This window comes from Nocardia sp. NPDC006982, from assembly GCF_042869435.1.
Classification (GTDB): Bacteria; Actinomycetota; Actinomycetes; order Mycobacteriales; family Mycobacteriaceae; genus Nocardia.
Genome location: NZ_JBIAFV010000055.1, coordinates 1 through 9,188, shown reverse-complemented (window position 1 = coordinate 9,188; position 9,188 = coordinate 1). Strand labels below are relative to the sequence as shown.

Annotated in this window: 11 protein-coding genes and 1 pseudogene; 9 read left to right on the top strand and 3 right to left on the bottom strand. The window is 62.2% G+C overall.

Translation table 11 applies throughout. The annotated features are described in order from the left end of the window. Nucleotides 1-84 precede the first annotated feature (84 nt). Nucleotides 85-498: an NADPH-dependent FMN reductase gene (locus ACFYOW_RS49090; protein ID WP_387299010.1), complete on the top strand. Its 414-nt coding sequence runs from the start codon at nucleotides 85-87 to the stop codon at nucleotides 496-498. 579 nt (nucleotides 499-1,077) lie between these two features. Next, a complete protein-coding gene (locus ACFYOW_RS49085) occupies nucleotides 1,078-1,542 on the top strand; it encodes a phage tail tip lysozyme (RefSeq protein WP_387299005.1) in 465 nt (154 codons plus the stop codon). Nucleotides 1,543-1,824: 282 nt separating this feature from the next. Here ACFYOW_RS49085 and ACFYOW_RS49080 read toward each other — a convergent pair whose 3' ends face one another. Further along, nucleotides 1,825-2,598 carry a TetR/AcrR family transcriptional regulator gene (locus ACFYOW_RS49080; RefSeq protein WP_387299003.1) on the bottom strand — a complete coding sequence of 258 codons (774 nt, stop codon included), beginning with the start codon at nucleotides 2,596-2,598 and terminating at the stop codon, nucleotides 1,825-1,827. 60 nt (nucleotides 2,599-2,658) lie between these two features. Between ACFYOW_RS49080 and ACFYOW_RS49075 the strand changes: the two genes are divergently transcribed. Continuing rightward, nucleotides 2,659-3,126 carry a hypothetical protein gene (locus ACFYOW_RS49075; protein WP_387299001.1) on the top strand — a complete coding sequence of 156 codons (468 nt, stop codon included), beginning with the start codon at nucleotides 2,659-2,661 and terminating at the stop codon, nucleotides 3,124-3,126. Here the strand turns inward: ACFYOW_RS49075 and ACFYOW_RS49070 are convergent. Beyond that, a complete protein-coding gene (locus ACFYOW_RS49070) occupies nucleotides 3,037-4,182 on the bottom strand; it encodes an ISAs1 family transposase (RefSeq protein ID WP_387298999.1) in 1,146 nt (381 codons plus the stop codon). The genes ACFYOW_RS49075 and ACFYOW_RS49070 overlap by 90 nt on opposite strands. A 385-nt stretch (nucleotides 4,183-4,567) precedes the next feature. On the opposite strand from ACFYOW_RS49070, the gene ACFYOW_RS49065 reads away from it, so the two are divergent. Then, nucleotides 4,568-4,738, top strand: coding sequence for a hypothetical protein (locus ACFYOW_RS49065; protein WP_387298997.1), 171 nt, complete (start codon nucleotides 4,568-4,570; stop codon nucleotides 4,736-4,738). A gap of 408 nt (nucleotides 4,739-5,146) precedes the next feature. Here the strand turns inward: ACFYOW_RS49065 and ACFYOW_RS49060 are convergent, their stop codons facing one another. Next, nucleotides 5,147-6,043, bottom strand: a complete 897-nt coding sequence (locus ACFYOW_RS49060; protein ID WP_387298995.1) for an SDR family oxidoreductase — start codon at nucleotides 6,041-6,043, stop codon at nucleotides 5,147-5,149. Between the two features lie 101 nt (nucleotides 6,044-6,144). Between ACFYOW_RS49060 and ACFYOW_RS49055 the strand changes: the two genes are divergently transcribed. From ACFYOW_RS49055 to ACFYOW_RS49035, 5 genes and pseudogenes are all read left to right on the top strand, one after another. Further along, a complete protein-coding gene (locus tag ACFYOW_RS49055) occupies nucleotides 6,145-6,813 on the top strand; it encodes a winged helix-turn-helix transcriptional regulator (protein ID WP_387298993.1) in 669 nt (222 codons plus the stop codon). A gap of 101 nt (nucleotides 6,814-6,914) precedes the next feature. After that, nucleotides 6,915-7,148, top strand: coding sequence for a hypothetical protein (locus tag ACFYOW_RS49050; RefSeq protein WP_387298991.1), 234 nt, complete (start codon nucleotides 6,915-6,917; stop codon nucleotides 7,146-7,148). Between the two features lie 101 nt (nucleotides 7,149-7,249). After that, nucleotides 7,250-8,133 (top strand): annotated as a pseudogene (gene sigI / locus ACFYOW_RS49045) (RNA polymerase sigma factor SigI). Nucleotides 8,134-8,179: 46 nt separating this feature from the next. Next, the gene (locus ACFYOW_RS49040; protein WP_387299007.1) at nucleotides 8,180-8,296 is read left to right on the top strand and encodes a MerR family DNA-binding transcriptional regulator; all 117 of its coding nucleotides are present in this window, start codon (nucleotides 8,180-8,182) and stop codon (nucleotides 8,294-8,296) included. A gap of 189 nt (nucleotides 8,297-8,485) precedes the next feature. Then, nucleotides 8,486-8,971 carry a MarR family winged helix-turn-helix transcriptional regulator gene (locus ACFYOW_RS49035; RefSeq protein WP_387298989.1) on the top strand — a complete coding sequence of 162 codons (486 nt, stop codon included), beginning with the start codon at nucleotides 8,486-8,488 and terminating at the stop codon, nucleotides 8,969-8,971. The last annotated feature ends 217 nt before the right edge of the window (nucleotides 8,972-9,188 follow it).

Below are 9,188 nucleotides of genomic sequence, written 5' to 3'. Positions count from 1 at the left end.
TACCCGATGTTGCCCACCGGCCGCTGATCAGCCACCGGAAACCAATCCGAACCCGACTACGCCGGGCCGAAGGCCCGGCGAAAGATCGAGGCTAAGCAGTGGGCGAAGACGGTCGCGCTGTTCGACGGGTTCATCTTCGCTACCCCGGAGTACAATTGTTCGTTTCCAGCCTCTCTCAAGAATGCGATTGACTATTTATACCGAGAGTGGAACGACAAGGCGGCCGGTGTGGTGACTTACGGCCGCGACGGTGGCATTCGCGCGGCCGAACAGCTACGCCTGGTCTTGGCTGAGGTGAAGGTCGCGACGGTGAGAAGCCAAGTCAGCTTGTCGCTGTTCACCGACTTCACCACCCTGACTGACGAATGCACTCCGGGCCTGCGCACCACGCAGGCCTTGTTCAACATGATGGATGAGCTCATCGCCTGGTCGACCGCGTTGGCCACGCTCCGCGTAACTCTGGACCGGCAGCCGAAACCAGAACCACCTCAACAATGATCATTTACGCGAATTCGGAATCTCGGCACGGGTGGTTGTGACCGTAGTTACCCCCGTGGCGCAGCCCCGCTTGAGCAACGGCCTTACAGACCATTGGTTGGGGTCGCGTAAGATCTGATCTGCTGTGAGCTGCGGTTTTATCTCGATATGCGTGCAACGCGGCCCGTTACAACGGGAATTTCACGCCTTCCTCGCGCATATCGGCGTTCACCGAAATCCGTGCTGACCGGTCCCCGATGACGGGACCGCCTACAATGCCATCGATACCCCGGTGAGAGACCTCAACACGAAGATCGACGCCTCTTTCAAAACCGTACGGACCGTGACCGATAAGGACGACAAAACCAAAACCCACGAGGAACTACCGAAAAACATAATCGACGCCCTGTTCAACAGCGTCTGGGATACGTTGAATACGACATACAACCAGGTCCACGGCATCTCAGACCAAGCGGCGGCCACGGCACTCAAAATCAAAAGCTGCCAGCCGACCTACACTCCCACCGGCGGCCCAACCCCGACGTCATCCCCACCCCGCGGCACAGCGGAACAATCCCGTGGAGCGGCAACTCGGGTTCGATGGGCACCGCGATCATCCCCGCCCCAGGAAAGCTCGACATGGCGCTGATGGAATACCTCATCGGCACTGACCACTTCACCCCGGCGCAGGCCGCTGGCATCATAGCCAACGCGAAGTTCGAGTCTGGTTTGGACGTCTCTGAGGGAGACAGTGGAACGGCCAAAGGCTTGTTCCATCGGCGTTTCGATCGACTGGCCGGGCTCCAGGATTTCGCGAGCAAGCGGGGCAAGAATATCGGCGACTGGCATACCCATCTCGATTACATGGTTCAGGAATTGCACAGTGGCGGTTATCAGCAGGCCAACGATACCGTCCGCGCGAACCAGAATGACCCCCGGGCGGTGGCCGATGCCATCGACCGGTACTACGAAAAGAGTTCCGGATTCACGACCAACGATCGGCGCGATTACGCGGCTGGCCTCCTATCGAAGTACAACCAGTCTCATACGACTCTCGCCGTCTGAAGCCAGGGTTGTGGAGCGCATTAAACGGTAGCTCACCAGCACGCTACCCCGATTCCATCGACGACAAAGCCTGGACCAGTCGGACCGAGCCTCTGTGCGGACATGGCGGAAACCTAGTCGAACTCGACCGATTTGTCGAAGACTTCGCTGAACGCGGGTGGCAACGTGTGGCGCGAACCGGACCACGCAGGTCGGCGCTGCCGAAAATGCGCATCACGCAGAGGGCTGGCCGGTGGCGCTGCGCTGTAGCGGTGCTGGTGCAGAAGCGTGCGGCGGTTCGGGTCATGGTACGGCGGTGCGCAGGAACGCGGCGGCGAAGATGTCGCAGACCTCGTCGATGGGGACGATATCGGCGCGCAGTGTCGCCTGCATCGCGGATCGGGTCAGCAGGTGAGCGAGTAATGGTCCGATGAGCAGTTGGACCAGCAGGGGCAGCGGTAGGGTACGCAGCCGGTCGGCTCGCATGTGCGGCGTGAGAAGTGCGTGGAGGGGAGCGACCATGGAGGGCAACGTGTGCTGGACGAGGCGGCTCGCCGGGCCATCGTTGGGCCGGGCGAGCAGGTCGGCGAAGAGTGCGGGCAGTACCCTCGGTTCTCGGGTGAATGCCGCGACCAGGGCGCGGTAGATCTGATAGACGGTGTCCTCGATCTGCGCGGGAGGGGCGGCGGCGAGCTGTTGGAGGTCGGGTGGCGGGCCGTAGTCGTCGAACACGGCGGCGAGCAGACCGTCCCGGGTGCCGAAGACGGAGTAGAGGCTGGGCACGGCACAGCGCGCGGCGTCGGCGACCGCCTCCAGGGTGAATGCGCCGAGGCCGCGCTCGGTGATGAGCTCGGCGGCCGCGGTAATGGCGCGTTCTCGCACCCGCAGCCGGTTTCCGGGATCGATACCGGCCCGGCGGCACGCCTCGTCGAGTGCGGCCCGGGTGCCGATCCGGCGTATCAGGGTGCTGCGGGACATTCCGGCGGCCTTAGCGATCGCCGTCAGCGGTACCTCGGCGATCGACTGATTGCGCTGTCGCGCCGTAGCCATTGTCGCCTCGATGATTCTTCGCTCCACCAGCAAGATGATACCAAATCATACTTGACATCTGTCAATGGTTCACATCTACTTGGCGCCATGTCATGGTTCGAAGTGCTGGCAGTGGCGACCGCGGTGGTTCGCGGCATGGGCGCGGGCATCATCTACGACTCAGCGGTGGTCAGTCCTCGGGTGCGTCATCGGGTGGGGCTGCCTGCGTACGCCGATTATCTGCGTGCGAATTTGGCAGGGCTTGGTGGAAAGAGCTACGTCCCGGTGGCCTGGCTTGGTGCGTTGCTGACCATCGCGACGACGGTGGCCGCGTTCGTGTCCGACCAGCCACGGGCCGTGGCCTGGTGGACCGCGGGCTCGCTCTCGGCCACCGTGCTGGCCTTCCTCGGTACGGGCCTGGCGTTGCCCGCCCGGTTCCGCGTCGTACGCACAACCGAGGATGAGCACCTTCAGTTGAAGTCGCGTCTAGACCGCTACGCCAGCTGGTATGCGTTCAGCGCGTTCTGGCAAGCGATGGCATTTCTCGCCGCCGTCCTTGCGGTGGCCGGCGGCTGAATCCCTATCCCCCGCATAAGGATTTAGAGTAGGACCACTCGTGATCAAATCGAAGGCCACGCTGATCACTGCAGGATTCTTTGTCGTCGCCCCGGGCAACGCGATCGGCCTGATTCCGTGGCTGATCACCCGCTGGCGATTCCGGCGGCCGCAGCCCGGGTGGGTCCGGCGCGGGTCGTCGGTGCGGGGCTCGTTGTAGGTGACATCGCGGACCCAATGGAGTTTGTTCTCGATCGACCAATGTCCCCGCAACCACTCGGCGATCTGTTCGGGCGGGGTGTCAGCGATGGTCAGGCTGGTCACGGCGTAGACGGTTTTTCGGGTGTGTTTTCCGGTCCTGCGCAGCGTGCGGGTGCGGGTCAGTCGCAGCACTTGGGCGGCGCCGGGGAAGCCGATGCCGGCCGAGATTTCGGTGGCCTTCAGCGTGCGGGTGTCCTGGCGGCCGTGGCCGTGCTCGCGGGTGACCGGCAGGGCCCGAATATCTTTCCAGGGCAGGGATTTCACGCGTTTACGCAAGGTCGGCTGGTTGCCTTTCACGGTGAGGATGTAGTGGCCGCAGCGATTGGTGATTGCCTGTGCGGTCTCGCGCTGGCAGTGCATGGCGTCGGCAGTGACGATTGCGCCCGCGAGATCGAGTGTGGCCAGTAGTGTTTGCAGTACCGGGATTTCGTTCGTTTTCGCACCGACGGCGATCTGGGCGAGCACGACTCCAGTTCGCTGACACAGCCCAGCCAGCAGATGCGCCAGATTTCCCGCCGCGTCACGGGCTCCTCGCACGGTCTTGCCGTCGAAGGCGATAACGCGGCGCCCATCGATCACGGACGTGCGTAGCCACATCCACGCGCCGATCACCTCGTCGAGCCGGTCTGCAGCCAGCCGGCCCAGGATCCGGCGGATCGTTGATTCCGACGGGACCCGTGCCACGATTCCCAGTTGGGCTAACACCGTTTCCGGCGCGTCGGCAGCCCACTCGGCGATCGCCGTGAACGACCGTGCCCCGGTCAAGGTCGCCGCCAGCGCGAGCGCGAGGACCCCCCAACCGATACCGCACCCCACGCCGGTGCCGCGGATCGGTCACCATCTCCAGCATCTGCAGCAAACTCACCGGAATCAGCGGCTGAGCTGCTGATTCGCCACTCGGCGACACCGAAACCGGAGCCGCCGCGATAACCGCGGCCTGGGCATGACATGATGAGAACGCGGGCACTGCAACAGCTTTCGGACGATCCGGGTGGGAACAAGGTGAGCCAGGAAGGGCAACGGCCTGGTCGGAGGGGTGCTGGCCTGTGAGAGGTGACCGACCGCGTTGATTCGGTTGTGGTTCGGTGGACTATGGGGTGGGGAGGGTTGTCCTCCATTGTCTCGTCACCAACGACAGCATCCTGGGGCGCTGCCCTGCGACGTTGCTCTACGCTCAGCCGCTGACCAGAGGATCTTATGCATGACCGTCGGCGATGTCCTGCACGACAACGACGAGGTCAGCATCCGTCTCGGTGACCCGCCGACACCGGTCCCCGAACCGATCGCCGGGTGGCTGCTCACCCACATCGACAACCAGCTCAACCTGACCACCGACCCATCGAGCGGCAATTCCGCGCTCACGGCGTCCTAGCATCGCCGGCCGCATCGCCGCGATCCGCTACTTGTCCTGCAAGCCCTGCTCTGTCGTCGCCCGCATGCTCAACTACACCAGCAGACCACCTGCCTCGTCGCCGAGGCGGGCAGCACTTTGGAATCGCTCCGGGCCGGACGACCGCAACGACCGCTCCTGATACAGGCGATCAGGCTGACAGGATCGAATATGCGACAGTCGATTACGCGGTCACCAGTGTCCACCCGGCGTCTCGGGTCCAACCGGGTGCAAAGACAACGCCAAATGCCGGCCTGAGATGGGGGTCTGTGATCAGGTGGGCGAGTTCGGCGGTGAACAGGGCGGTGACAAGGATCGAAGCCAGCAACCATGCCACACCCCAGTCCATTGCCCTACCTGGTCTGTCCTCGGGGTAGGGGCGATGGGTCGTCAGATCGGGGTGTTGCGGTAGGCGCGTTCGCCGCGGAAGACCGCCGCGTGCTGAGCCGCGAACCTCCGGAAGCTGGTGGGCTCGATCCCGAACTGCCGATGCGTGCCGAGATCGACTGTCGCTGTCCCCAACTTCCGCCGCTCGGCGAACAGTTGGACAAAAGCGTCCACCCGCGGCGGTGGATAGCCGCGGGCGAGCCATTCAGCTCTCTTGACCTCAGGGTCTACATCCACATAGCGGATCTCACGATCGACCGCAGCAGAGATCGACTCCGCGATCTCGGTCATGGTGTTCGCCTGTGGTCCGGTCATACGGTAGGTGGTGTGTTCATGTCGGTCCGTGGTCAGGACGGCGTGGGCAACCTTGGCAACGTCTTCCAGGGCAACAGGGACGAGAGTGGCGGCACCCATCGGGAGCCGCAATTCACCTCGCTCGACGATGTCGGGAACCTCTTCGAAGTACACCTCCATGAACTGGCTGGGCCGAAGCACGGTCCAGGAAACTCCCGACGCCAGCAGGTACCGCTCGATCTGCTCGTGGCTGCGAGTCGAACGGAACTTCTCCGGCTCCCACCCCACGATGTGGTCGTCCCCGGAGAACTTGACGATGTGTCCCACACCCGCCGCCTTGGCAGCATCAATGAACGTGCACTGCGTCTCGAGCATCTGCGGACCGGCACCGGAGATCATCAACACTCGCTCGATACCGCCGAGCGCATCGGACAGCGTGTCCGGCCGCAGCATGTCCCCGACGACCATCTCGACACCGGGAAGCGACTGCAACTCCGCACCGTTGGCGGGGTCGCGGACGAGCGCGCGCACCGGATCCCCCCGCTTCGCGAACTCTCGGATCACCGCCGAACCGGGCCGGCCATTGGCACCTGTGACCAGGATCATCGTTCCTCCAGAACATAGAGCTAAGTTACATTTAGAAACTATATAGTTACATTATACTATCGGAGAGGATCGTGTCGGAAAGCGCTGGATAGGCTGTCGGTGTGCATAACAGACGGACATACGGGGAAGCTTGCGCGGCAGCACATGCCCTCGACCTGACGGGTGACCGCTGGGCACTGCTGATCGTTCGGGAGTTGCTGTTCGGGCCCAAGCGGTTCAGCGATCTGCGGGCGGGCTTGCCATCCATCGCTCCCAACCGCCTGGCTCAACGCCTGCGCGATCTCGAACAACACGCAATCCTGCAGCGACGCACACTCGGCCCACCTGTCGGATCGCAGGTGTACGAGCTCACGGACTGGGGACGCGACCTCGAACCGGTCCTCGTCGAACTCGGCCGATGGGGGCGGCGTTCTCCCTTCCGTGACCTCGACGCACACCTCAGCGTCGACTCGCTGATGCTCGCGTTACGCAGCGATTTCCGACCCCGGCCAGACTCCGACCTCCATGGTGTGTACCGGTTTCATTTCGGCAACGACCAGTTCACCGTGCGAGTGTCCGGCACAGGAATCGAGGTCGGACGTGAGGCAACGACACCGGCTGATGTCACAGTCATCTCCGACCTACAGACATTTGTGTCATTGCTGACGAGAAGGCACACCATCCCAGACGCCCTCGCAACCGGTCGATTGTCACTGTCGGGTGATTCCACCGCATTGCAGGATCTCTTCGACGTGTTTCCCAGACCAACCTCGTCAGTCCAGGCCGACTGACCAACGGACGGTTGGACCGATCGGGTCTAGCCCTACTGTAGTTGTCGATGGTTGTAGCCCATGAGAGTCACGACTTTGCCGGGCCCCTGGGGGACCGTAGCATGCCGGAAAGTAGCAAACAGTCCAAATCCGGCGAGCCACAGCCAGATGGAACCGCGGCCGGCCACGAGACGGAAATTTGGTCAGATTGGCGTGAGAAGACTTACGATCGCATTGCAACCGCACACGTGACGAACAATTACTGGTTGCGGATCGGGCCGATCCAATCAGGTACGGTTGCTCAGGCACGGATCGCTTTACTGGCCGAGCTGCGCCTGATGCAGTATTCCCAGTAACGGCCGCTGAGCGACAGGGTGGCGGCGACTCCATGTCGGAGATCGCGGCGGACGCTGGGTAAGCATGGTGGTACTTATTCGTATGTCTCGCGTTAGGGGCCATGAGCATGTCGCCGGAACTTGCCGACAAATGGCGAGCACATCGGATGTACTTGGTGGACCTCGCCTTTCGCGTGCTTGCCGATATAGGTGAAGCCGAGGACGCAGTGCAGGAGGCCTTTATCCGGCTGGCTCGTGCGGACCCGAACGAGATCGAAGACGTGCGTGCTTGGTTGACAGTGGTTACCGGACGCATCTGCCTCGACCAGTTGCGCAGTGCCCGCGCGAGACACGAAAGACCGGCCGATCCAACCGACGTCACTGTGCTCATGTCAGCCACCCACCAGCCATCGATCCCGCAGATCGGATCACTCGCGATCACGAAGTACAGACGGCTCTGCTGGTCGTACTACAACAACTCAACCCCGCCGAGCGCGTGGCCTTCATCTTGCACGATGTGTTCGCAACTCCTTTCGAGACGATCGCGCAGACCCTCGGACGCCCCGTCGGCACCTGTCGGCAGCTTGCCCGGCGAGCCAGGGGCAAGATCGCCGAAGCCACGCGGCATCCGAGCGCTATCCCGTCGGTTGAACACCGGGAGCTCACACATCGGTTCATGGTCGCCTGCAGCAATGGTGACATGGATACACTTCTCGAGGTGCTACACCCCGGGGCATGGGGATCCGCAAGTTACACCGTCAGGTCCGGTTTCGAACCGATCGTCCTCAACGGCCCACATGCGATGATCGACAATCTGCTCCGACATCTCCGCAACGCCACGTTGGTTACCCACCCCCTCGATCCGCATCCAATCGTGCTCGCTTATCGAGACCGAAAACTGTTGTCGGTGCTTGAGCTCACCATCGACACCGAACGTATCAAGAGGATCGACGCCTCGGTGGATCCTCCCAAAATCGTGGCTGGCGACAAACTGCATAATCGGTAGTTTCTCGAATGAGTGAGCAGCCGACGATCGGCGAGCTGGCGACTGCATAGGTGTCGCCACCTCAGCGCTGCGCTACTGGGAGGAGCTCGGCCTGCTGCCGGTGCCGACCCGGATCTCGGTCAACGGCGTTATCCGCCATCGGCGGTCGGGCTGGTCGGCGTGATCTTGACGCTATGAAACGTCGGTTTTACGTTGCGGAAGGTCAAAGCGTTGCGTCGCGTTCGCTAACTGACGACGGTTGGTGGCAGCATCTACCAACAGCTGCAACCCCACGACAAACGCCGAGTGCGGTCACCGTGGCGAGTTCGACCACAGGCCAACCTGACCGCCGTCAAGCAATAAGATTACTGATGTGTCGAACCATGAATGTGGGCTGGGCCAGCGGCCGAGTTTTCTATTGTCGCTTCTGGGTGCGTACACCACGGGTGAGTTCGCACGGCGGTTGGAGCCGTTTAGTTTGCATCCGCGGCAGTTCGGGTTGCTGATGTTTCTGGCCGACATGGCTGGACCGTCCCAGCAGCAGCTCTGCGATCGGATGGGGATTCACCGCAATGTAATGGTGAAGCTGGTCGACGGTCTTGAGCGCCGTGGCCTTTTGGAACGTCGACGCCGGGCGGGGGACCGTCGCACGCATGCTTTGCACCTTACCGACGAGGGCCGCGTGGTACTCAATAATGCCACGCTGGTCGTCGACGGAATCGATGATGACCTGCTCGCTGTCTTTGATATCGGCCAGCGCCAGCGACTGGTCGCTATGTTGACCGATATCGCCGTGAGCTTCCCCGCATTTATCGGAGAGGATGATGTTCCCCAGAGTCTACGGAGTTGGTTTGCTTGACTTCTTGGCCACGACATCATCGCAGGAATGTTATTTGTGCCACGGCATTATCCCGAGGAGTTCCGCCGCGAGGACCGGTCACTGCGGCTACCCGCTGATCTGGGCATCAATGACCAAGTCCTCTAGTACTCCAGCATCACTTCGTGATGTAATGCCTGTCTTCGGTGGTAGTGGGCTTGCTTCGCCTGGTGTTGGTGTCGTCGCCGCCAGGTCGACC